We start from the raw sequence: 22,721 nt of genomic DNA on the forward strand, positions 1-22,721 counted from the left end.
GGTTTTTCATATGAAAGTAACAATTTCAGATGCTATTCGATACATCGGTGTGGATGATACCACCATCGATCTGTTTGAAAGTCAGTATGTTGTGCCGGAGGGCGTTTCCTACAATTCCTATCTGATTCTGGATGAGAAGGTCGCGCTTATGGATACAGTGGATGCCAGAGGTGCCGAGGCATGGGAAAAGAATCTCATGGATACTTTGGCAGGACGCAAGGTAGATTATCTGGTGATCTCCCACTTGGAACCGGATCATGCCGGAAGCATTGGCAGACTGGTGGAATTGTTCCCGGAAGTGACGCTGGTGGGCAATGCTAAGACTTTTGCCATGCTGCCACAGTTCTTCCCGGATGGTGTGATGGAGTGCGAAAAATTAACGGTCAAAGAGGGCGATACCTTATCTTTGGGCAGCCATACACTGACCTTTGTCATGGCACCCATGGTACACTGGCCGGAAGTTATGGTTTCCTATGAGTCCAGTGAAAAAGTCTTATTCTCTGCGGATGGTTTTGGCAAGTTTGGCGCCCTGTCTTTGACAGAAGATGCGGACTGGGCTTGCGAAGCGCGCAGATATTACTTTAATATCGTAGGAAAATACGGCAATCCGGTGCAGGCACTTTTAAAGAAGGCGGCAGGACTTGATATTGCCACGATCTGTCCTTTGCATGGTCCTGTTTTAAAAGAAAATCTGGGTTATTACATCGGACTTTATGATACCTGGAGCAAGTATGAACCGGAAAGCAAGGGCGTTTTGGTGGCATATGCATCCATCCATGGAAACACGAAAAAGGCGGCAGAAGCACTGGGGCAGATGCTTCGGGAAAAAGGCGTAGAAAAGGTGGTTGTCAGTGATCTTGCCAGAGAGGATATGGCAGAAGTCATCGAGGATGCTTTCCGCTATGACCGTATGGTACTTTGCGCAGCATCTTATGATGGCGGCGTATTCCCATGCATGCAGGACTTCTTACATCATTTGCAGTCCAAGGCATATCAGAAGCGCACGATCGGCATGGTAGAAAATGGTTCCTGGGCGCCATGCGCAGCCAAGGCAATGCGTGAGATCGTGGATACTTTCAAGGATGTGACTGTGGTAGAACCGCTTGTGACGATCCGCTCTACCATGAAGGACTCTGATCGTAAGACCATGGAGGCTTTGGCGACCGCAATCGCAGAGGCATAGACTTTGGGTGAAAATGAAAGAGAGAGATTATTTATTTGATAATTACAAGGCATTTCTGATCGTACTGGTGGTTGTCGGACATTTTATTGAAGTGGCATCGGATGACAATGTGGTGATGGAAACGACAAAGTGGATCATCTTTTCCTTTCACATGCCTGCTTTTGTATTTATCTCAGGGTATTTCTCGAAAAAAACACAGGGCATCTACAAGTTGTTACAACAACTTGTGGTGCCTTATCTTGTGTTCGAGATTCTTTACTACATACTTTATACTTACATTCTGAATAGGGACACGGAACTGGCGTTTTTATATCCAAAATTTTCTCTATGGTATCTGCTTGCCATGTTTATGTGGAAGATGATTACACCGCTGTTTCGTCGACTGCCGGGTTATCTTTGGATTGCATTTGTGCTGGGACTTTTCGTAGGGGCATCATCCTTGGATGATAACTATCTGACTTTGCCGCGTATGTTTACCTTTTATCCCTTTTTCCTATTGGGGATGGACTTAGATCGGAACAGGATTGACCTACTTCGTGCGCGCATCCGTCGTATGTGGGCATTTGGTATATTTTAGCCATCAATGCATTTTTGGCATGGGTTGCAGTAAGTGATCGTATTTCTATCAAAATTTTTTATGGCAGGTACGACTACGAATATCTGGGATTGTCTGTGCCCATGGGGATCGCACTTCGTGCAGCCTGCTATCTGATTTCCTATATTATGATCTATGTTGTTGCTATCATGATTCCGGGAGCGAAAAACAGTCTTTCTGCCCTGGGGCAAAAGACCATGGCGATCTATCTGTTTCATGGATTGATTTTTGCAGTCTTCCGGCGCGGAGAAATCTGGTATCAGAGTTTGGGGGAGATTGTGGAGGATGCTATTTTGGTGGAGGCATCCATCGGAACCATCTGGCTTCTTTGCCAACGGCCATTCGTAGCATTTACGGATTGGGTAACGCATATCCCGATGCCGCTGCTGCAAAAAATCGCTAACTTCGGGTTTATAGGTCGTTTGGAAAAATTACGTGGTGTAGGGCAACAAAAATTGTAAGGAAAACAGGAGTCTTGTCTTGCTATGAACCAAATCCTAGTATAAAATAGGAAAAGATGGTAAAAACACCGTCAAACATTGCGGTGATCAAGATAGCACAGATAAGGAGGAGACTATGGAACAAAATACGATTTGTGTGCAGGGAGGTTACACACCGGGCAACGGCGAACCACGTCAGATCCCGATCATTCAGAGTACAACCTTTAAATACGATACGAGTGAGGATATGGGAAAATTATTCGACCTCGAGGCAGAAGGCTATTTTTACACGAGATTGCAGAATCCGACCAATGACTATGTGGCAGCAAAGATTGCCCAGTTGGAGGGCGGTACAGCGGCAATGCTTACCAGCAGCGGACAGGCAGCCAATTTCTTTGCCCTCTTTAATATCTGCGGAGCAGGGGATCACATTGTATCTTCGACCAGTATCTATGGCGGAACTTACAATCTGATCTCGGTGACGATGAAGCGCATGGGAATTGACGTGACCTTTGTAGACCCGGATGCATCGGAAGAAGAACTCATGGCAGCTTTTCAGCCAAACACCAAGGCAATGTTTGGTGAGACGATCGCCAACCCGGCACTGACGGTTCTGGATATTGAGAAGTTTGCGCGGGTTGCTCATGCAAATGGGGTACCGCTGATCGTGGACAATACTTTTGCAACACCGATCAACTGCCGTCCGTTTGCATGGGGTGCAGACATTGTGACCCATTCTACGACCAAGTATATGGACGGACATGGCGCCGGTGTTGGTGGCGCCATTGTTGACAGTGGCAACTTTGACTGGATGAAGTATGCGGATAAGTATCCGGGACTTTGCACGCCGGATGAGAGTTATCACGGTGTGACCTATGTGGAGCGTTTTGGTAATGGCGGTGCATTTATCACCAAGTGTACGACACAACTGATGCGTGATCTGGGATCGATCCAGAGCCCGCAGAATGCCTTTATCTTAAATCTGGGCTTGGAGAGTCTGCATGTGCGTATGGCAAAACATTGTGAAAATGGACAGGCTGTGGCAGAATTTTTGGAAAATCATCCAAAGGTTGCCTATGTCAATTACTGCGGACTTCCGGGGGATAAGTATCATGCGCTGGCAGAAAAGTACCTGCCAAACGGCTCCTGTGGCGTTGTCTCCTTTGGTCTGGTCGGCGGAAGGGATGCGGCAAGCACCTTTATGAAGCATTTAAAGATCGCAGCCATTGAGACCCATGTGGCAGATGCCAGAACCTGTTGCCTTAATCCTGCATCCAGCACACATCGTCAGATGAATGATGAGCAGTTGAAAGAGGCAGGTGTTCCTGCAGAACTGATCCGTATCAGTTGCGGTATCGAAGACAAGCGTGATCTGATCGCAGATCTGGCACAGGCACTGGAAGCCATCTGATGACAAGAATTCCTATCGGTTTATAGGAAAATGCGAGACCCCAAAAAATCAGGGCTGGGGCATTATTCCTCAAGGCGAAAAACAGTGAGGACTTGTACGCAAATAAGAACACAATCGGTGCATTTGAATGGGAGAAATTCTGTTGAAATGTGCCGATTTTTACGTTACCATAAATGTAGATATACACGTCTCTTTTGGACTTTGCTTTGTCAAAAAATTAACGAAGCAGGGGCTTTGGTGAGTGGGGTGTGTGATAAATTTATGAGGAGGAGAATAAATGCAAGATTACAAGGTCATCGAAGTAAAGCGCAGTATCTTTGAGGACAATGATGCAGATGCTGCCAGACTTCGTGATGAATTGAAAGAGCAAAAGACTTTTCTTTTGAACCTGATGTCTTCACCGGGAGCAGGCAAGACGACCACACTTCGTCAGACTATTTCCCGTTTGAAGGATGAGATGCGCATCGGTGTCATGGAAGCAGATATTGATTCTGATGTTGACGCAGCAACCATCGCAGAGACAGGTGCAAGAGCCATCCAGATCCATACCGGTGGTATGTGTCATCTGGACGCAGACATGACCAGACAGGGCATCCATGAATTTGGTACCGATGATCTGGATCTGGTCGTTCTGGAAAATGTCGGCAATCTGGTCTGCCCGGCAGAGTTTGATACCGGTAGTGTCAAGAATGCTATGATCTTATCGGTTCCTGAGGGGGACGATAAGCCTTTGAAGTACCCGCTTATGTTTTCTATCTGTGATGTGGTACTGATCAACAAGTGCGATACACTTAGCGTATTTGATGATTTTTCAAAGGAAGCAGTAGAGGAGCGTATAAAGAAATTAAATCCAAATGCTCAGGTGATCTTTGTTTCCGCAAAGACCGGAGAGGGATTTGATGCCTGGTGCGACTGGCTTCGCAAGGAAGTAGCAGACTGGCAAAATAATTAATAAGCATAAGAAGAGAAATGTGGAGGAAAGTATGGAAAGAAGTAAGGACGAAAAGTATCTGATGACACCGTATTCATTGGATGAGAATCGTAACAAAAAGGATCCGAGAGCGGGATATTGTATCGAAGAGTTAAAGAATAAGCCGTTCCGTGAGCCACTTGCAAAGTTTGCAAAGGCTGTTACCGACCGTGCAAAGGTACAACTTGGCAAGGAAGATATCACAGCAGAAAGCCCGGAGTACTGGGGACTTTACAATCTTGTTACAGATGAGCAGTGCGAGATCGGTATCAAGATGGAGAAGCGTCATCCAAGAACACTTGCTGATATGAAGGCTCTTTGCCCGGAATATTCTGAGGAAGAACTCTTGAAGCAGTTGGAAGAAATGTCTTATAACGGTGTGATCGAGTGGAATTATGAGAATCCACAGCATGAGAAGCAGTGGGTACTTCCTATGTATGTACCGGGTTCTGCTGAGTTCGGCAACATGAATGCAGACCTTTTGGAGAGACATCCGGAAGTAGGACCATTCTTCGAGCGTATGAGCCGTATCCCATTGGAGGGGCTGACCCAGATGGTACCACAAGGCGGCGCAGGCGTTGGTATGCACGTTATCCCGGTAGAGGATGCTATCAGCATGGAGAACAATTCTTCTTCATTGGAGCATATCTCCTACTGGCTGGACAAGTACGAAGGAAAATATGCAGCCAGCCCATGTTCTTGTAGAAAGTCCCGCAAAACTTTTGAAGAAGGCTGTGCGGATGATCCGGAAGGCTGGTGTATCGCAATCGGCGATATGGCTGACTACGTTGTTGAGACAAACAAGGGTGGCCGCTATATCACCAAAGAAGAAGTATTAGAGATCTTAAAGAAGGCTGAGGACAATGGTTTTGTTCATCAGATCACCAATATCGACGGCGAGGAAAAGATCTTTGCTATCTGTAACTGTAATGTCAATGTATGTTATGCGCTGCGTACATCACAGTTATTTAACACACCGAATATGTCACGTTCTGCTTATGTAGCACATGTTGTAAAGGATAACTGTGTTGCCTGCGGACGTTGTGTTGAGGTTTGCCCTGCCGGTGCCGCAACCTTAGGACAGAAGCTCTGCAAGAAGGACGGATCTGAGGTCGTATATCCTAAGATGCCACTCCCAACCGAGCAGAAGTGGTCTCCGGATATGTGGACAGAGGATTACCGCAATATCAACCGTATCAATACACACAAGACCGGTACTGCTCCATGTAAGACAGCATGTCCTGCACACATTCCGGTACAGGGTTATTTGAAGATGGCTGCACAGCAGATACGAAGAAGCCTTGGCTCTGATCAAGAAGTACAATCCACTTCCGGCAGTCTGCGGACATGTATGTAACAGACGTTGCGAGGATGCATGTACCCGTGCAACGATCGATGAGGCGATCGCTATCGATGAAGTAAAGAAATTTATCGCAATGCAGGATCTCAAGGCAGACAAGCATTATGTACCAAAGAAGGTCATTCCAAAGATTCAGGGTGGCTTCGACGAAAAGGTAGCCATCATTGGTGCAGGTCCTGCCGGTATTTCCTGTGCATATTATCTGGCAGAAAAAGGCTACAAGCCAACCTTGTTTGATAAGAACAAGAAGCCGGGTGGAATGGTTACATACGGTATTCCTTCTTTCGTTATGGAAAAGGATGTTGTTGAGGCAGAGGTTGACGTACTCCGTGAGATGGGCGTTGACATTCGTCTTGGTGTTGAAGTAGGTAAGGATATTACCTTAAAGCAGTTGCGTGAGGAAGGCTATAAGGCATTCTATATCGCTATCGGCTGCCAGGGTGGACGTGGTGTCAATGTTCCTGGTGAAGATGCAGAAGGTGTAATGAAGGGTGTTGACCTTTTACATACCGTTATTGACGATGAGTCTTACACACTTTCCGGTGACACCGTTGTTATCGGCGGTGGTAACGTAGCCATCGACGTATCCCGTACCGCAGTTCGTTGTGGATCTCCTAAGGTAACACAGGTTTCTTTGGAGACACGTGATATCATGCCGGCACTTCCGGAAGAGATCGAACTGGCTGAATCCGAAGGTATCGCATTCGCAGGCGGATGGGGACCAAAGGAGATCCTTACAGAAAACGGTAAGGTGACCGGTATCGTATTCAAGAAGTGTACACAGGTTAAGAATGCAGAAGGACGTTTTGATCCGAAGTACGATGAGAACGAGACTATGACAATCGCATGTAGCAACGTCATTCTTTCCGTAGGTCAGGCAACCATCTGGGGTGACCTCTTAGAAGGTGAAAATGTCGAGTTTAGAGGACCGGCTCCGGTTGCAGACAAGGTTACCTTCCAGACAAGTGTTCCGGATATCTTTGTCGGTGGTGATATGTTCTACGGACCAAGATTTGCTATCGACGCTATCGCATGTGGTAAGGAAGGCGCAATCTCTATCCATAGATATGTACAGCCGCATTCATCACTTACGATCGGTCGTGATCCAAACTACTTCTTAGAGTTGGATAAGGATGATATCAAGGTTGAGAACTACGACAACACCGGTCGTCAGACAGCAGTAATCAAGAAGAATGCAGATGGCAAGTTGACCTTCCGTGATATGAAGGAAACCTTTACCGAAGAACAGGTGAAGGCAGAGACAAGCCGTTGCTTAGGCTGTGGTGCGTCTATCGTTGATCCGAACAAGTGCGTAGGTTGCGGTCTTTGTACAACCAAGTGTGAATTTGATGCGATCAAACTTACAAGAGACAATCCAAAGGCTTCTACTATGCGTAAGTCAGAGGATAAGTTGAAGTATATTCTGCCAAATGGTGCTGCACAGGCAATCAAGCGTCCATTTATCAGAAAGACTTCGAAAGAGACTGCTTGGTATGTTGAAAAATAAGATATAAAAAAATAGACACTCTCCCTGTTGGTATGTGATACTGACAGGGGGAGTGTTTTTGTATTTGACGAAAGTAAACCAGAAACTAGTTTTGTAATCAACAAAAATTTTAATAGATTTTTGCTATGTCTTGTAATCGGATTGCTTGGATGTGGAAAGGCAACAGGTGTGTCAGAGGCAGACCAATACTTTGGAACTTATATGACAGATGATGGTTTGACAAGTGCTATGACAAAAGGAGTATCGCGGAAGTCTTCTTTTGACAGAGAAAGATGGTCAGTGGCTGGTAGATGATGTGGCAAAGCAGTAGTGAAAATCAGTTTTTCTATAAATGATTATGGTACTTAGGGGGGAAAAGAATTGAGAAAGAAAAAAATCATACAGTGGATGTCCATCATTTTATTGCTTATCTATGCGGTTATCTTTGTTATCATGCTGGTTAATTTGGGGATGATGCAGCAGGCGGCAGAGGACATGAGCAGCGGTGTTCTTGCAACGACAAGGGCAGCGGTTTATTATGCCCTGATTCATGGTGGATGTAATTTATGTTTCAATGCTATGGCACTCTTGTCCTTGAAATATAGAAAACTTACGATACCAACTATATTTGTGGGACTGCTAATTTCTGTCGTTATGTGCTTTGTATCAAATTATTTGTTAGGAACGTATTGGAATAGTTCACTCGCCTTTGTTCTGCGGATGGTTATGATAGTATTACTGTCCTTACTTTATCGGGATACTATCAAGGACAGGTACTAACCCATAAATAAAGCAGATCCCTGCAGGGCGCATCTTTATTTCTCTGGCAGAATATGGTACAATGCTCTGACAGAATTTGTTTTTTAAGGGAGATAAGTGCTATGAGTGCTATGCCGGGCAACAACTGGGGAGAAATTTTTTACAATCTGCTTGTTATTTATTTGTTTTTGTCATTGGTGCTGACTTGTTATTCGGTCATCCGTATGTATATTGTTAAGCATTTCTGCAATGGCGTAAAATATGGCAAGGCGCGTATCAAGCAATTGACAGCCCAGGGACGTTTTCGTCAGTTGCCGGTCTATTCTCTGGACGAGATTTATGAGGATAAAGACTTGGGAACTGTTCGTTTGAGTGTATTTCCGAATGATTCCGGAGAAAAGACAAAATATGTGCTGATCTTACCGGGCGGTGGCTACGCGCATTGTGTGACACGAGAAGAAGGCTATCCGATCGCGGCAAAGTTTAACGAGATGGGATATACCGCTTTTGTATTAGAATATCGTACCGGCTTTCACTGTACCCCATATGCACCGATGGAGGATGTATCGCGTGCAATCAAGCATATTGAGGAGCATCAGGTTGAGTACAACATCGACCCGGAAGGCTATGCCCTCTGTGGTTTTTCAGCCGGAGGCAATCTTGCGGGCATCTATGCCAGCCATAATCATGGATATGAGGAGTATGGCACACGCCGTCCGGCAACTATCATGCTGGGTTATCCGTGGACCAATATGCAGCACTGGCTGGATCACCCATATTGGAATATCTGGAAAGGAATCATGGGTGTCTGGCTGTCTGAGCGTGGCTTTATCTATATGTTCGGCCGTTCCTGCAATCATGAAAAGAGAGAGTCTTTATGTGTGCAAAAGCAGGTGCGAGATGATTATCCGCCGACCTATATTTTTTCCGGTGGACGTGATGTACTCGTTCCGGCGTCCCATCATGCTGAGGTCATGGTAGATGCGCTCGAAGACCATCATATCAAGTACCGTTATCGCAGGTTTTTCGCCCTGCCACATGGCATCGGTCTGGGGCTGGGAACCAGTGCAGAAAAATGGTTGAAAGAGGCTGTGGATTTCTGGCAGGAAAATGTAGCAGAAAAAGAAAATTGAGACGAGGTAAGTGCATATATAAAAAGTGGGTACCAAGGATGGAAAATCCGAGGTACCCACTTTTAAAATGCTTATTTTTTGTTGTAGAGTTCGCAGATAATGTGAACACAGGTTTCTTCGCCGAGTTCCCCACTATCTAGGGCTACATCGTAATTGTGGTAGTTGCCCCACTGCTGATCGGTGTAGTATTTGTAGTAGGTCTTACGTTGCTTATCCTTTTTGGCAAGACGTTTTTCAATGCCGACATTCTTAATCTCGCCATAGCGTTTGAGAACACGCTCTGTACGATGTTCCATGTCAGAATGGATAAAGACGTTCAGACATTTGACGTCCTCTTTGCGCAGGATATAATCCGCACAGCGTCCGACAATGACGCATGGTCCTTTGGCTGCACAGTCAAGGATGACGCGCTTTTGCGCGATGAAGATCTCGTCCTGTGGACTTTGGAAATACATGGCACTGGCTGCTGAAATGTCAAACCATTTATTCGCAGAGGTAGAGTATTCGCCCTGTTCTTCGATCAATTCTTTGGCATAGCCACTTTCTTCTGCCACGCGTGTCACAATTTCCCCGTCATAAAATGGTATACCGAGTTTGGCTGCAACCTTTTCGCCAATGCTGTGTCCGCCACTACCAAACTCTCTACTTATCGTTATTACTGGGTACATATGCATTACCTCCCTTCTTTCTTACCCTTATTATATTTAAAATTGTCAGAAAAATCAATGCGAAATCTCGGAAGATTTGTTAAATTTGTCCTGCAATTATAAACTTTATTTAATAAAAAGTTAATATCCAGTTCACCCACTTTTACCGGAAATTGGATATAATAAGAAAGTAAGTTAGGGGGATTGATAGTATGTCAAGCGCAGCGAGAGCAGTACGAAAACAGACCGTGGCATCTGTAAATATGGGGACAGATGCAAAGACAAAGAACAAGGGGAAGAAAATGAAAAAGGGGAAACAGGATATGGAAGAAAGACAAGAAGAAACAATCGAACAGGATATAGAAGTGCAGGAGACCTATGAAGAAGAACGGGGTTCAACGGCATACCAGACCGTCGATGGTAGGGCAGAGACGATCGAGGTCTATGAACTCATGACCTCACAGGCGACGACCGGGGAAGATATGCGTCATATGGCGGATATCCATGATGAATTTATGCACACCATGGATCCGATCCTTCGCATGTATAATGCGGCTATGAACGTTACGGAAACCCGTATGAACATCATCAAGGATGAGTTCAAGTATCGCGGACTCCGCTGCCCAATCCATCATATTGATACGCGATTAAAGTCTATGAAGAGCATTGTCGGCAAGTTGGAGAAAAAGGACCTGGATCTTTCTTTGAATGTTGCCTGCAACAATATCTATGATATTGCCGGAGTTCGTGTCGTATGTCCTTACATCAAGGATGTATATCTGATCCGTGACCGTTTGATGGCACAGGATGATGTACATATCATGGAGATCAAGGACTACATTGCCAATCCGAAAAAGAACGGCTACCGCAGTCTGCACATGATCATCCGTGTGCCGGTCTATTTTATGAATAAGAAGCAGTTCGTACCGGTCGAGGTGCAGATCCGTACCGAGGCCATGGATATGTGGGCAAGTCTGGAACATGATATCAAGTACAAGTCCCTGTATCAGGATATCGGTGTGGATTTTACAGGTGAGTTATTGGAATGCAGCAAACTCATCTATCAGGCAGAAGAGAAGATGGAATACATGAATAATGTGTTGGAGGGATAGAAAGTTCTATTGACTGACAATAAGATAAAAAGTGTGAAGAATATGTGAAATTAGCACTCACCTCTTGACAGTGCTAATAAATGGTGCTATAACATAGTCAGAACAAAGGAAGAGGGAATAAAAAGAGAACCAGATGTTCCCCGAGTTTCCTTAACAACTTCGTTCCAAAGAAACAAGGTAAACAAGCATGAGGTGTTGCCAGAGGCGGCACGGTAGAAAAGGAGAGATGACTTATGTTAATGCCTAGTATTTTTGGAGAGAATTTATTTGATGAGTTTGATAACTGGATGGACGCTTCCTTCCATGATGTTGACAAGGCTTTGTATGGTAAGCATGCGAAGAACATGATGAAGACAGATGTCAAAGAGACAGAGAAAGGATACGAAGTCGATATTGACCTTCCGGGATTTAAGAAAGATGAGATCCAGTTGGAATTAAATGATGGTTACCTGACCATCAGTGCAGAAAAAGGATTGGATAAAGACGAGGAGGACGAAAAGAAACACTACCTGCGTCGTGAGCGTTATGCCGGCAGCATGAGCAGGAGTTTCTATATCGGTGAAGGTATCACCGAGGAAGATATTCATGCGAAGTATGAATATGGTATCCTGAAATTATCTATTCCGAAGGAGCAGCCAAAGGCGGTTCCTGAGAAACACTTCATTTCCATTGAAGGATAATCGGACGATCCAGAGCCGGTGCTTTCGGGCACCGGTTCTTTTTTTGTCCTTTTTTCCTGTTTGTAACCTTATTTGTCCGGGTGTGCTATAATGAAATGAAATGTTTTATGATAGGAGTTAATCACACATGAAGATCAATGAAAAATATAAGGGGATTTTCTATATTATCCTGGCGGCATTTGGTTTTGCCTTTATGAATTTATTTGTCAAACTGGCGGGAGATCTTCCGGCGATCGAAAAAAGTTTCTTTCGGAATCTGGTCGCCGTCTTTTTTGCCTTTGTTGTCATGAAAAAGGAGCATATAGCCTTTTCTATTCCCAAAGGCAGCGGCAAGTATATCTTCTTTCGTTCCCTTTTTGGAACCATCGGTATTTTTGCAAACTTTTATGCGATCGGGAAACTCTATATTGCAGATGCATCCATGCTCAATAAGTTATCCCCTTTCTTTGCCATTATCTTTTCTTATTTCCTATTAAAAGAGAAGATTCAGCCATACCAGTTGATCTGTGTGATCACGGCATTTATCGGGGCACTTTTTATCCTGCGCCCGGGCTTTGACAGCGTTGCAACTTTGCCTGCATTTATTGGTATGATCGGCGGTATGGGAGCGGGGCTTGCCTACACTAATGTGCGCATTGCGTCCAAGCATGGAGCCCCGGGACCGCTGATCGTCTTTTGCTTTTCCGTATTTTCCTGCCTGTGTGCCGTTCCTTTTATCATCGTCGATCACCAGCCTCTTGCCTGGTGGCAATTGGCATCCCTTTTGATGGCGGGACTTTCCGCAACGCTGGGACAGTTCTCCATCACGGCGGCTTATACCTATGCGCCGGCGAGCGAATTATCCGTCTATGATTATACGCAGATCGTCTTTGCTGCCCTGCTTGGCATCATCTTCCTTGGGGAAGTGCCGGATGTTATCAGTATTCTGGGTTATCTGATCATCTGCGGCGCCGGTATTGTCATGTTTTTGATCCGCAAGAAAAAAGAAGCATAAGAGGGTAAATATGAAAAAACTCATGGTTGTTATGCATATGTCCGGGGCATATGCCGAGCAGACATTTTATAAAGAAAAGAAAGAGGGCTGGCAAATATGTCAGATCACTTGTCAGGATATCGAGGGGACAAATTGCTACTGCGATGATGCGGCAAAAGAAAGCCTGCGTGAGAGGGTAAGACCTTATTCTTATGAGGGCATACATTTTTTGGATTCCGGAAATTATCACTATCTGTCCCTGTTCTGGCTGGAAAAGATAAAAGAACCTTTTTCTTTGATCTTATTTGATCATCACCCGGACTTACAGGCTCCGTCCTGGGGCGGTATCACCTCCTGCGGCGGTTGGGTAAGGGAAGCACTGCTGACCAATGAAAAGTTGCAAAGGGTATATCTTGTGGGTGTGGATGCGCATCTGATTGAGGACGTACGCGCAGAAGATGAGGCAAGCAATAAAGCAGGCGTGCAAATGTCTGATGCGACAGGAAATACGATATCTGCAAAGAAATTGTGGGAAAAGATCCGGATCGGCATGCCGGATTTTTTACAGGAAAAGCATCCCATCTATGTCTCTTTTGACAAGGATGTTTTGCGTGAAGAAGATACTGTCTGCGACTGGGATCAGGGAGATATGACTCTGGATGAAGCAGTGGAAAAATTGCAGGAGATCAGGGAAAGAGCAGACAAAATTCTTGGTATGGATATCTGCGGGGAGGATGCGCGCTGGAAGCAGACACAGGGGGCGGGCACCTGTCAGATCAATGACCGGTGCAACCGGAGACTTGTGGAAACGCTGGAATAAGCACTTTTATCTAGCAAGGAACACAGAGGAATGTGCCGAAATGCATGTTCATGCCTTACACAAAAAAAGAAAGTGATGCAACGCACACATCACTTTCAAGTAAGGGGGAGTTATGAAAAAGTTATGTTCTTGTCTTTCGACATTATTTATATTACAGGTCAGATGTGACGAAACTGTGTTGCCTTTATTAAAGAAATATGAAGAATTTCAGAAATAAAATTTATAGTTTTCATATGCTGATAGCAGGCATATAAAAGCGGCGCAGTTTGACATTTTTATGGAGGCAGTATATAATCTCACGGAGAACTTTGACAAGTGAATAATTGATAATATGTGACACATTGTCCTCATTTTAGCGCCAGGACCTTAGAAAAAGGTCGACGAGGAGAAGGGTTATCGATAATTCGGCGGATGCCCTTCCGTAGATCTCAATGCGACATATATTGGCAAATATGTGGGTAACTACAAAACAAATCCAATATAATGAGAGTAAGAAAAAATAATTGCAGTCCGGTGGATCATCCGGCTGCTTCGTATAGAAAGAATGAGGATTTAAAATATGTGTGGAATCATAGGATTTATTGGAAATGATGCTTTAAATGGCATTTTAAACGGGCTGGAACTGCTGGAATACAGAGGTTATGACAGTGCGGGATTTGCTATCCGAAGAGCCGGCGAGAGCCAGCCGGAGATTCACAAATGCCAGGGACGTGTCAAAGACCTGCGGGAGATTTCTCCGAAAACCGGTGACTATACCTGTGGCATCGGTCATACAAGGTGGGCGACCCATGGCGGCGTGTCTGATACAAATGCGCATCCACATCGTGTGGGAAAAGTAACTCTGGTCCACAACGGGATCGTGGAAAATTACAAGGAACTGAGTGAAGAGTATGAGGTGGAAGACCAGTTGGTATCAGAGACGGATACCGAGGTGGTAGCGGCTCTTTTGAACAAGTTTTACAAGGGAGATCCGAACGAAGCCATCCGCAGAACGGTCAAGAAATTAAAGGGTACCTATGCTTTAGTGGTCATGTTTGATGATATCCCGGATACCATTTATGCGACCAGAAACGTAAGCCCGATCGTTGTGGCAAAGAACGAGGAACTGACCATTCTGGCATCCGATCCGGCTGCCTTGTACGAGTATTCCAAGGAGTTTTTTGTCTTGGATGAAAAGTGCATCTTAAAGGCGACCAAGGCGCAGGTTTCTGTTGTTGATTTCAATGGACAGGAAGTGCAGCCGAAAATGCAGGTCGTTGACTGGGATGCAGGAAACACCGGCAAGCAGGGCTATGCTTATTATATGGAAAAAGAGATCAACGAGCAGCCGGAGGCTTTGAAGCGGATCCTGACAAACTACCTGGTGGATGGCAGTATCGATCTTGGCTATGAAGGGGCTGTTGATAAAATGCTGACCTCTTTTAACCGCGTCTGCATCGTAGCATGCGGAACCGCTTTGCATGCAGGCATGATGGGAGCTCATCTGTTTCGGAAATGGCTGGGTATTCCGGTCGAGACAGAGATGGCATCGGAATTTATCTATTCGGACACCGTCTTGGATAAGGGCACACTCTTTATCGCAGTATCCCAGTCCGGCGAGACCATTGATACCATGGAAGCATTAAAGAAAGCGAAAAAAGAAGGCGCTGCCTGTCTGGCAGTCTTAAATGTCAGAGGTTCATCCATTTCCCGTATCGCAGATTATACGCTTTATACCGATGCGGGACCTGAGATCGCGGTTGCCAGCACAAAGGCATATACGACCCAGTTGATGATCTTTTATCTTCTGGTATTGCGCTGTGCATCTTTGCGGGGCAGGATGACAGAGGCGGATCTGGAGCATGCACTGGAAAATCTCAGAAGAGTGCCGGATGCTATTACCCAGGTCATTGCCATCAAAGACGACATCCATCGTCAGGCTAAGGAAGTGATCATGGCAAGCGACCTCTTTATGATCGGTCGCGGCATGGATTATCTGGTTCTGCTGGAGGGAGCCTTAAAACTCAAGGAGATCTCTTACATCCATTCCGAGGCATATGCTGCCGGAGAATTGAAGCATGGACCGATCGCCCTGATCACAGACGGAACACCGGTCATTGCAGCAGCGACCCAGACCAAACTGATCTCCAAGGAACTTTCCAATGTAAAAGAAATCAAGGCGAGAGGTGCCAATGTCGTGCTCCTGACCAAGGAAGAACTGAAAGCGGACTTTGCCCAGAGCGATGAGTATCATGTGATCGGTCTGCCAAATCTGGACGACGAATATATGTCATTCCCGGAGATCGTTGCTTTGCAACTCTACTCCTACTATGTGTCAGCAGATAAGGGGCTGGACGTAGATAAGCCAAGAAACTTGGCAAAAGTTGTAACTGTAGAATAAAATCGAAAAAAATAAGGACAATGTCATATTATCAACACAGGTCAAAGAATTGGGAAAGCAGGTATATCTGCTTTCTCTTTTTTATGCAGATATCAATTATTTAATAAGTTTAAAAAATATACTTGCATTTTACTGATCTAGGTTCTATAATTAGTTAAACGAATTAAAAAATTAAAGCGAGGGGGTTTTTACAATAAGAATTGAAGAGATTTTAAAAATGGAAGTAAGCATTGGTTCCGGGGAGAATCAGTTTTCCATGTCCAGAGGAAGTTTCAAGTACAAACAGAAGATTTCCGGGAAAAGAAAACTGACCTTACAGAATCAGGAGAAGACCGAGGAGGGCTATCTTTTGACCTATGTAGATCCGAAAGGAAGCAGTGCCAAAGAGCAGGTACATCAGTTTGCCGTGACCCAGCAGGGTTCACAGATCCGTCTGGCTTATGTGGGAGAGGAAAAGCCGGGGGTCAATCGTTACTGGCTGACCTTTGTGACCAATCCAAAGGAGCATATCTACGGTTGTGGGGAGACCTATTCGGAACTAGATTTGAAAGGACAAAATGTACGTATCTGGGTGGCAGAGCATCAGAACACCGGACGTATTTCCAAAAAGATCATTAAGGAAAAGTTACTGGGTAAGCACCCGGACAAGAAACTTTCCTTTGACCAATACGAATCCTACTATGCACAGCCGACCTTTGTTTCCAGTGACAAATATTATGTGCATTGCGATATCAATGCCTACAGCGAGTTTGATTTTACCGATGCCGGAAAGATCACCTTATATTTCCAGGAGCCGCCGGTCATCATCACAGACAGCGGTCAGGATTTTGCAGAGGTATCCCGCAAACTGACAGGACTCCTTGGCAGACAAAAGGCATTGCCGGATTGGTTATATGACGGCGTGATCCTGGGTATCCAGGAGGGAACAGATGTTGTAGATGCCAAGATCAAAAAGGCAAAGGAAGCAGGCGTTCCTGTGGTCGGTGTCTGGTGTCAGGACTGGTCAGGCTGCAGAAGAACCGGTTTCGGCTATCAGGTCATGTGGAACTGGGAGTGGGATCAGGAACTTTATCCGGGACTGGATAAAAAGATCGCAGAATGGAAAGAAGAAGGTGTCCGTTTCTTAGGCTACATCAATCCATTCATTGCCATTGAAAAGGACTTATATGCATATGCATCTGAGCACGGTTATTGTGTCCAGGATCGCGAGGGCAAAGATTATCTGGTGACCATTACGACTTTCCCGGCAGCTATGGTTGATTTTACCAACCCAGAGGCATACGAGTGGTACAAGGGACTGATCAAGGAAAATATGATCGGACTTGGCATGGGTGGCTGGATGGCAGATTTTGGTGAGTATCTGCCGATCGACGCTGTGCTTTACAGTGGAGAGGATCCGGCGATCATCCATAACCAGTGGCCGGCGATCTGGGCAAAGATGAATCAGGAAGCCGTTGCAGAATGCGGCAAGGAAGGTCAGGTATTCTTCTTTACCAGAGCAGGACATACCGGAACGATCGCACATTCCCATATGATGTGGACGGGCGATCAGCATGTTGATTGGTCTATTGATGACGGACTGCCGGCAGTGATCCCGGCGACCTTATCTCTTGCTATGAGCGGTTACGGTATCGCCCATTCGGATGTCGGCGGTTATACCACCATCATGCATATGCGACGCAGCAAGGAATTGCTCTTGCGTTGGGAGGAAATGAATGTATTTTCACCACTCTTCCGTACCCATGAGGGCAACCAGCCGGTCAACAACGTGCAGTTTGATGATGACGAGGAACTGTTGGCGCAACTTGCCAAGTGCGGCAGGATGCATGTCGCTTTAAAAGATTATCTCAAGGGTCTGGTGGCTGAGGAGATCAGCGATGGCACACCGGTCATGCGCCCACTCTTTTATCATTATGATGAGGCAGAAGCCTACACCGAAAAGACAGAGTATCTTTTAGGCAGGGACCTTCTGGTAGCACCGGTTTATGAAGAAGGCGCAAAGAGCCGCACGATCTATCTGCCAAGCGATGGCTGGGTCAACATTTTTGACGGCAAGGAATATGCAGGCGGACATATGATCGTGGAAGCACCGATCGGCAAACCACCGGTATTTGTTAGAAAAGACAGTAAAGACTACGAAGCACTCATGCAAGTAGCCCAAGCATAAAATTTATAAAAAGGAGATTACGAAAATGAAGTATTTTTTAGACAGTGCAAAAATTAACGAGATCCGTGAGGCATATGACACATTTGGTATTGATGGTGTTACAACAAACCCAAACCACATCATGTTGTCCGGTAAGCCATTCAAGGAAGTTTTAAAAGACATGGTAGAGTTTGTAGAGGAAAAGGACATCGTAGGTTATGAAAAGTTCCCAATCTCTGTTGAGATTAATCCACATCTGGATGATGTAGATGAAATGGTGGCTATGGGCTCGGAGATCGCTGCCATGTGCGACAACTTTGTCATCAAGATCCCTTGTACACAGTCCGGTATCACGGCCGCAAGAATTCTGGAGAAAAAGGGTGTCAGAACCAATGTGACCTTAGTTTTCTCAGCATCACAGGCTATCGTTCCTGCAAAGAATGGTTCCCTTTTCGTTTCTCCATTCATCGGATGGAAGGAAAACAGTGGTGAAGACTGCAAGGAATATATCCAGGATATCGTTGATATTTACAAGAATTATGGATTCTATGGCAAGACCCAGATCATCTGTGCAGCCGTTCGTAACGGTAAGCAGTTTGTTGACTGCGCAAGAGCAGGTGCTGATATCGTGACCGCAGGATTGCAGGTATATAAGGACAGCATGTATCATCCATTTACAGATTACGGCATGGCAAAATTCCAGGGCGCATGGGATAAGACAGTCACAGAGTAAATTTGCAGGAAAATCAGGAGGTAGGTAATGAAGATCGGATTTATCGGACTCGGCATCATGGGCGAGTCCATGTGTGAAAATATTGTAAAGAAGCATGACGACAAGGTATATGTTTTTGACTTTGTCGAAGCAAAGGTAAAGCAGTTGGAGGCAGTGGGAGCCGTAGCATGCAGCAGTTCCAAGGAAGTAGCGGAACATGCAGATGTCATCATTTCCATGGTGCCAAAGTCAGAGCATTCCAGAAGTGTCTACAATGAAGTCCTTCCGGTACTGGATGCTACAAAGACCTGTATCGATATGTCAACGATCGATCCGTCTGTTTCTGTTGAGATCTCAGAGATGGTCAAGGCAACAGGCGCACAGTTTATCGATGCCCCGGTTGTTAAGAGTAAACCTGCAGCTATTGCAGGTAAACTCGGTATCTATGTCGGTGGTGACGAGGCTACTTTTGAGGCTATGAGGCCAATCCTTTCTTATATGGGAGAAAATGTGATCCGTATGGGAGACAACGGCAAGGGGCTGGTCATGAAGATCTGTCACAACGCTTTGGTTTCACAGATCCAGAACGGTGTCAACGAGACATCTACTTTGGCGGCAGCCAACGGCATCGACATCATGACTTTTGCACAGGCAATCTCCTATGGTGGAGGTCAGAACTTCTACCTGGATTCTAAGAAGGAGCCGATCTCAAAAGAGGATTATACCACAGCATTTTCTATCGAAAATGAATACAAGGATGTCAATATCTGTATGAACCTTGCAAAAGAATGTGGCGTATCCATGCCGGGCGAGGAAAATGCACTTCGCGTTTATCAGGCGGCTATGGATGCAGGCTATGGAAAGGAAGATTTCTGCGCAACGATCAAGGTCGTAAGAGAGCAGTAAAGGGATAAAAAGATGGAGTTATTGGAAGCGTTAAACGCATGTAATGATGTGAAGATCTATTCGGTTGAGGATGCAGAGTTTTCCTCCTTCGGACGGATTATCAAGGGATATGATTTTGAAGAACTGGAAACCTATATGAATCTGACGTCACAGATCCCGGAAGATGGAAATGTCTATGTGGCCTCGGTGGAAGAGATGGAGAGCGAGCCGGTAGCAGAACAGATCGCTGCAAGTTTTTACGGTGGTATGCCGATCCAGATTGGTTATTGTAATGGCAGAAATACGACATACAATGGCTTTGAATATCATAAAGGCAGTGAGATCAATATCGCGATCACGGATTTTATGCTGGTCTTAGGACATAATTATGATATCTGTCACAATACTTATGACGTATCGCAGGCGACGGTTTTCTTTGTACCGAAGGGAACGGCAATCGAGATGTACCAGACCACGCTTCACCTGTCTCCTCTGCGCGTGACGGACGAGGGATTTAAGGACATCGTTATTTTGCCGCGGGGAACCAATACCCCTTTGAGCCAGGCAGAAAAGCAGGCAAAGCAGCAAACCGGGGATGAGGAAGCCATTCTTTTGTTACAGAGGAACAAATGGGTCATTGCGCACCCGGATCGTGAGCCTCTGATGAAGCAGGGAGCCCATGGCGGTGTGACCGGGGAGAACAAGGAATTGTTCTATCCAAAGGAGTAAGTTATGTCCGAAATACTGTTTTACATAGTGATCTTTTTGGCAAACATTATCCAGGGTATCACAGGGTTTGCGGGAACGATCCTGGCAATGCCTTTTTCTATCCATCTGGTGGGCTATTTGGTCGCAAAGCCGGTATTAAATGTGCTGGGGATCATCGCCGGCATATATGTTGTCGTGGGTGGTTATAAGAATGTAAATATCAGAGAACTAAAGCGTGTGACCTGCTATATGGGCATTGGTATCATCGTCGGTATTCTGGTAAAACATTTCTTTACCGGACACGAACGTCTGCTGTATGCGGCGCTGGGCATCTTTGTCATAGGTATCGGTGCACGAGGTCTGATCGCTTTTGGCAAGTACGCATGGGAAAACGGCTTTGGTATCATGGATAAAAGTCCAAGAAAGTCCAAAGGGTCTACCGAAGAACGAGAGCATTACATTGAAAAGGGCATGACGGCGAGTGCCAGAGCCTTGCTTCTTTTTTCCGGTGTCGTGCATGGTATCTTTGTCTCCGGCGGACCACTGATCATCACCTATTTGTCCAATCACACCAAAAGCAAGGAGGAATTCCGCAGGACGGTATCTGCGATCTGGATCATCTTAAACAGCATGATCCTTGTCAGCGACATCATGGCAGGTTACTACACTATGAACACCATACGGATCCAGGCAATCTCTGTGCCGTTTTTGTTTGGCGGCATGTTTTTGGGCGGTATTTTGTTTAAACGGATGAGTCAGACGGTTTTTACCGTGCTGACCTATATTCTGCTCTGCATTGCCGGAATCAGTCTTTTGTGTAAATGATGTTTTGAGGCTTTTGGTTGACCAGAGCAAATAATATGAAGAAAAATGTACATAGATGATGTGCAAAAAGGAGTTATAGAAAGATGAAAAAAGAATTTCAGATAGCATATGTACCGATCGGTGTACCGACCTTTCATTTGGAAAGTGCACAGAAGGAATTTGATAAATCGGTGGCTTTGATCAAGAGTCTGACGGATGCCTGTGTCTTTCCAAAGGAGATGCTCTTATCCATTGACCTTTTGGATGCATTTTTGGAAGAGTGCCAACCGGATCTCGTGATTTTACAGAACATTACCTTTGCCAATGCAGCCTATGCAAGCGAGGTATTAAAGAAACTGGATTGCCCGATCCTTCTTTGGACCCTGCGTGAGCCGGCCATTGATGGCGGCAGACTCCGCTTGAATTCGCTGACTGGTGCCTACTCTGCAGCAAATGCCATTAAGGCGTTCCGTAAGGAGCCGCTCAACTATATCTTTGGCTCACCGGAGGAGGAAGAAGTCAGGGCGAAAGTTGGCGCAACCATACGCGCTGCAAAATTAAAATACGATATGCGTCATCTGACGGTAGTAGCGGTAGGACATACACCGCAGGGCTTTGGGTTTGGACGCGCGCTGGATCTGGAAATGCTGGAAAACTTTGGAGCAAGTTTAGAATCCATTGAAGCAAGGGAATTGATCGACATCGCTAAGGGATACAGTGATGAGGATGTAAAAGACTATCTGGCAGATGCAGGAGAGCGTATGTGCGGTCTGGAAAATACACCGGAGCAAAACCGCAAGGATTTTGCCAGACTCTATCGTGCTTACAAGGAATATGTGACAGACCATCATGTAGGGGCATTGGCATCCCGCTGCTGGCCGGACTTCTTTACCGCATTTGGGACACCGGTCTGCGCCGTGCTTGCCATGTTAAATGACCTTGGTGTGGCAGCAAGTTGTGAGGCAGATACTTATGGAGCACTTTCCATGTATCTGGGTATGCAGCTGACACAGCAGGCAACTTTCTTTGGCGATCCGGTTTCCATGGATGAAAAAGAAAATACCATCACTTTCTGGCATTGTGGAACGGCAGCCTGCTCTTTGGCAAGAGAGGATACCGGGGCAAAGGTCGATGTACACTGCAATCGAAAGATTGGTCCAACCCTTGATTTTGGATGTAAGCCATGCAAGGAAGTTACCATTTTCCGTATCGGTAAGGATAGTGACGGAGACTTCCGATTCTTTATTGCCGGCGGGGAAGCCCTGGACAAACCAAAGCAGTTTAATGGTACATCTCTGGTAGTAAAGACGAACGCAGATGCAAAGACCATTGTCTATGAAAGTGTTGAGGCTGGATGGGAGCCGCATTTTGTGGTTGCCTATGGAAATGTAGCGGCAGAACTTGAAATTTTGGCAGGAATGCTTAATATGGAAGTACAGAGATATTAAATGCGTCACAGGCGATCGTGTCTGGCGCAATCGTGTGTCAGGCTAGATTTTATTTAAGGAGAAAGGCGG

At 45.6% G+C, this 22,721-nt stretch carries 19 protein-coding genes and 1 pseudogene; 19 read left to right on the forward strand and 1 reads right to left on the reverse strand.

Going from position 1 to position 22,721, the window contains the following annotated elements:
* Positions 1–10 precede the first annotated feature (10 nt).
* From DW996_RS06655 to DW996_RS06690, 8 genes and pseudogenes are all read left to right on the forward strand, one after another.
* Positions 11–1,183 carry an FprA family A-type flavoprotein gene (locus tag DW996_RS06655; RefSeq protein ID WP_118280196.1) on the forward strand — a complete coding sequence of 391 codons (1,173 nt, stop codon included), beginning with the start codon at positions 11–13 and terminating at the stop codon, positions 1,181–1,183.
* Between the two features lie 13 nt (positions 1,184–1,196).
* Positions 1,197–1,760, forward strand: coding sequence for an acyltransferase family protein (locus DW996_RS06660; RefSeq protein ID WP_118535220.1), 564 nt, complete (start codon positions 1,197–1,199; stop codon positions 1,758–1,760).
* The gene (locus DW996_RS06665; RefSeq protein WP_118535221.1) at positions 1,739–2,239 is read left to right on the forward strand and encodes a hypothetical protein; all 501 of its coding nucleotides are present in this window, start codon (positions 1,739–1,741) and stop codon (positions 2,237–2,239) included. The genes DW996_RS06660 and DW996_RS06665 overlap by 22 nt, the downstream gene beginning before the upstream one ends.
* Before the next feature lie 115 nt (positions 2,240–2,354).
* Positions 2,355–3,629, forward strand: coding sequence for an O-acetylhomoserine aminocarboxypropyltransferase/cysteine synthase family protein (locus tag DW996_RS06670; protein WP_118280194.1), 1,275 nt, complete (start codon positions 2,355–2,357; stop codon positions 3,627–3,629).
* A gap of 277 nt (positions 3,630–3,906) precedes the next feature.
* Complete coding sequence (hypB, locus tag DW996_RS06675) at positions 3,907–4,581, forward strand: hydrogenase nickel incorporation protein HypB (RefSeq protein ID WP_118280193.1); 675 nt, start codon at positions 3,907–3,909, stop codon at positions 4,579–4,581.
* Positions 4,582–4,642: 61 nt separating this feature from the next.
* A pseudogene (locus DW996_RS14815) lies at positions 4,643–7,466 on the forward strand (FAD-dependent oxidoreductase).
* A 360-nt stretch (positions 7,467–7,826) separates the two neighbouring features.
* Entirely contained in the window at positions 7,827–8,225 is a 399-nt protein-coding gene (locus DW996_RS06685) for a hypothetical protein (RefSeq protein ID WP_118280187.1), read from the forward strand.
* A gap of 101 nt (positions 8,226–8,326) precedes the next feature.
* A complete protein-coding gene (locus DW996_RS06690) occupies positions 8,327–9,337 on the forward strand; it encodes an alpha/beta hydrolase (RefSeq protein WP_158572987.1) in 1,011 nt (336 codons plus the stop codon).
* 71 nt (positions 9,338–9,408) lie between these two features.
* Here DW996_RS06690 and DW996_RS06695 read toward each other — a convergent pair whose 3' ends face one another.
* Positions 9,409–10,005 carry a cytidylate kinase-like family protein gene (locus tag DW996_RS06695; protein WP_118280185.1) on the reverse strand — a complete coding sequence of 199 codons (597 nt, stop codon included), beginning with the start codon at positions 10,003–10,005 and terminating at the stop codon, positions 9,409–9,411.
* Positions 10,006–10,196: 191 nt separating this feature from the next.
* Here DW996_RS06695 and DW996_RS06700 point away from each other — a divergent pair, with 191 nt between their 5' ends.
* The 11 genes from DW996_RS06700 (at position 10,197) to DW996_RS06750 (ending at position 22,652) form a co-directional block, all read left to right on the forward strand.
* Complete coding sequence (locus DW996_RS06700; RefSeq protein WP_243069482.1) at positions 10,197–11,096, forward strand: GTP pyrophosphokinase; 900 nt, start codon at positions 10,197–10,199, stop codon at positions 11,094–11,096.
* Positions 11,097–11,329: 233 nt separating this feature from the next.
* Positions 11,330–11,776, forward strand: a complete 447-nt coding sequence (locus DW996_RS06705) for an Hsp20/alpha crystallin family protein (protein WP_118280184.1) — start codon at positions 11,330–11,332, stop codon at positions 11,774–11,776.
* A 127-nt stretch (positions 11,777–11,903) separates the two neighbouring features.
* The gene (locus DW996_RS06710; RefSeq protein WP_118535222.1) at positions 11,904–12,770 is read left to right on the forward strand and encodes a DMT family transporter; all 867 of its coding nucleotides are present in this window, start codon (positions 11,904–11,906) and stop codon (positions 12,768–12,770) included.
* A 10-nt stretch (positions 12,771–12,780) separates the two neighbouring features.
* Positions 12,781–13,569: an arginase family protein gene (locus DW996_RS06715; protein WP_118535223.1), complete on the forward strand. Its 789-nt coding sequence runs from the start codon at positions 12,781–12,783 to the stop codon at positions 13,567–13,569.
* Between the two features lie 559 nt (positions 13,570–14,128).
* On the forward strand, positions 14,129–15,949 hold the full coding sequence (gene glmS, locus DW996_RS06720) for a glutamine--fructose-6-phosphate transaminase (isomerizing) (RefSeq protein WP_118535224.1): 1,821 nt from the start codon (positions 14,129–14,131) through the stop codon (positions 15,947–15,949).
* Between the two features lie 217 nt (positions 15,950–16,166).
* Positions 16,167–18,116, forward strand: a complete 1,950-nt coding sequence (locus DW996_RS06725) for an alpha-glucosidase (RefSeq protein ID WP_118535225.1) — start codon at positions 16,167–16,169, stop codon at positions 18,114–18,116.
* A 25-nt stretch (positions 18,117–18,141) separates the two neighbouring features.
* A complete protein-coding gene (locus DW996_RS06730) occupies positions 18,142–18,828 on the forward strand; it encodes a transaldolase family protein (RefSeq protein ID WP_118280179.1) in 687 nt (228 codons plus the stop codon).
* A 27-nt stretch (positions 18,829–18,855) separates the two neighbouring features.
* Entirely contained in the window at positions 18,856–19,713 is an 858-nt protein-coding gene (locus DW996_RS06735) for an NAD(P)-dependent oxidoreductase (RefSeq protein WP_118280178.1), read from the forward strand.
* A 12-nt stretch (positions 19,714–19,725) separates the two neighbouring features.
* A complete protein-coding gene (locus DW996_RS06740) occupies positions 19,726–20,421 on the forward strand; it encodes a DUF4867 family protein (RefSeq protein ID WP_118280177.1) in 696 nt (231 codons plus the stop codon).
* A 3-nt stretch (positions 20,422–20,424) separates the two neighbouring features.
* The gene (locus tag DW996_RS06745; protein ID WP_118280176.1) at positions 20,425–21,225 is read left to right on the forward strand and encodes a sulfite exporter TauE/SafE family protein; all 801 of its coding nucleotides are present in this window, start codon (positions 20,425–20,427) and stop codon (positions 21,223–21,225) included.
* An 83-nt stretch (positions 21,226–21,308) separates the two neighbouring features.
* Entirely contained in the window at positions 21,309–22,652 is a 1,344-nt protein-coding gene (locus tag DW996_RS06750; protein WP_118535226.1) for a fucose isomerase, read from the forward strand.
* The last annotated feature ends 69 nt before the right edge of the window (positions 22,653–22,721 follow it).

The sequence above is a fragment of the Roseburia sp. AM51-8 genome, from assembly GCF_003478275.1.
Taxonomy (GTDB): Bacteria; Bacillota; Clostridia; order Lachnospirales; family Lachnospiraceae; genus Pararoseburia; species Pararoseburia lenta.

Excerpts from the sequence above, each read along its gene's own strand:
- DW996_RS06715 (WP_118535223.1), top strand. The coding sequence starts at position 12,781 with ATGAAAAAACTCATGGTTGTTATGCATATGTCCGGGGCATATGCCGAG.
- DW996_RS06660 (WP_118535220.1), top strand. The coding sequence starts at position 1,197 with ATGAAAGAGAGAGATTATTTATTTGATAATTACAAGGCATTTCTGATC.
- DW996_RS06730 (WP_118280179.1), top strand. The coding sequence starts at position 18,142 with ATGAAGTATTTTTTAGACAGTGCAAAAATTAACGAGATCCGTGAGGCA.
- DW996_RS06745 (WP_118280176.1), top strand. The coding sequence starts at position 20,425 with ATGTCCGAAATACTGTTTTACATAGTGATCTTTTTGGCAAACATTATC.
- DW996_RS06740 (WP_118280177.1), top strand. The coding sequence starts at position 19,726 with ATGGAGTTATTGGAAGCGTTAAACGCATGTAATGATGTGAAGATCTAT.
- DW996_RS06705 (WP_118280184.1), top strand. The coding sequence starts at position 11,330 with ATGTTAATGCCTAGTATTTTTGGAGAGAATTTATTTGATGAGTTTGAT.
- DW996_RS06750 (WP_118535226.1), top strand. The coding sequence starts at position 21,309 with ATGAAAAAAGAATTTCAGATAGCATATGTACCGATCGGTGTACCGACC.
- DW996_RS06735 (WP_118280178.1), top strand. The coding sequence starts at position 18,856 with ATGAAGATCGGATTTATCGGACTCGGCATCATGGGCGAGTCCATGTGT.
- DW996_RS06710 (WP_118535222.1), top strand. The coding sequence starts at position 11,904 with ATGAAGATCAATGAAAAATATAAGGGGATTTTCTATATTATCCTGGCG.
- DW996_RS06670 (WP_118280194.1), top strand. The coding sequence starts at position 2,355 with ATGGAACAAAATACGATTTGTGTGCAGGGAGGTTACACACCGGGCAAC.
- glmS (WP_118535224.1), top strand. The coding sequence starts at position 14,129 with ATGTGTGGAATCATAGGATTTATTGGAAATGATGCTTTAAATGGCATT.
- DW996_RS06700 (WP_243069482.1), top strand. The coding sequence starts at position 10,197 with ATGTCAAGCGCAGCGAGAGCAGTACGAAAACAGACCGTGGCATCTGTA.
- DW996_RS06690 (WP_158572987.1), top strand. The coding sequence starts at position 8,327 with ATGAGTGCTATGCCGGGCAACAACTGGGGAGAAATTTTTTACAATCTG.
- DW996_RS06725 (WP_118535225.1), top strand. The coding sequence starts at position 16,167 with ATGGAAGTAAGCATTGGTTCCGGGGAGAATCAGTTTTCCATGTCCAGA.
- DW996_RS06655 (WP_118280196.1), top strand. The coding sequence starts at position 11 with ATGAAAGTAACAATTTCAGATGCTATTCGATACATCGGTGTGGATGAT.
- DW996_RS06695 (WP_118280185.1), bottom strand. The coding sequence starts at position 10,005 with ATGTACCCAGTAATAACGATAAGTAGAGAGTTTGGTAGTGGCGGACAC.
- hypB (WP_118280193.1), top strand. The coding sequence starts at position 3,907 with ATGCAAGATTACAAGGTCATCGAAGTAAAGCGCAGTATCTTTGAGGAC.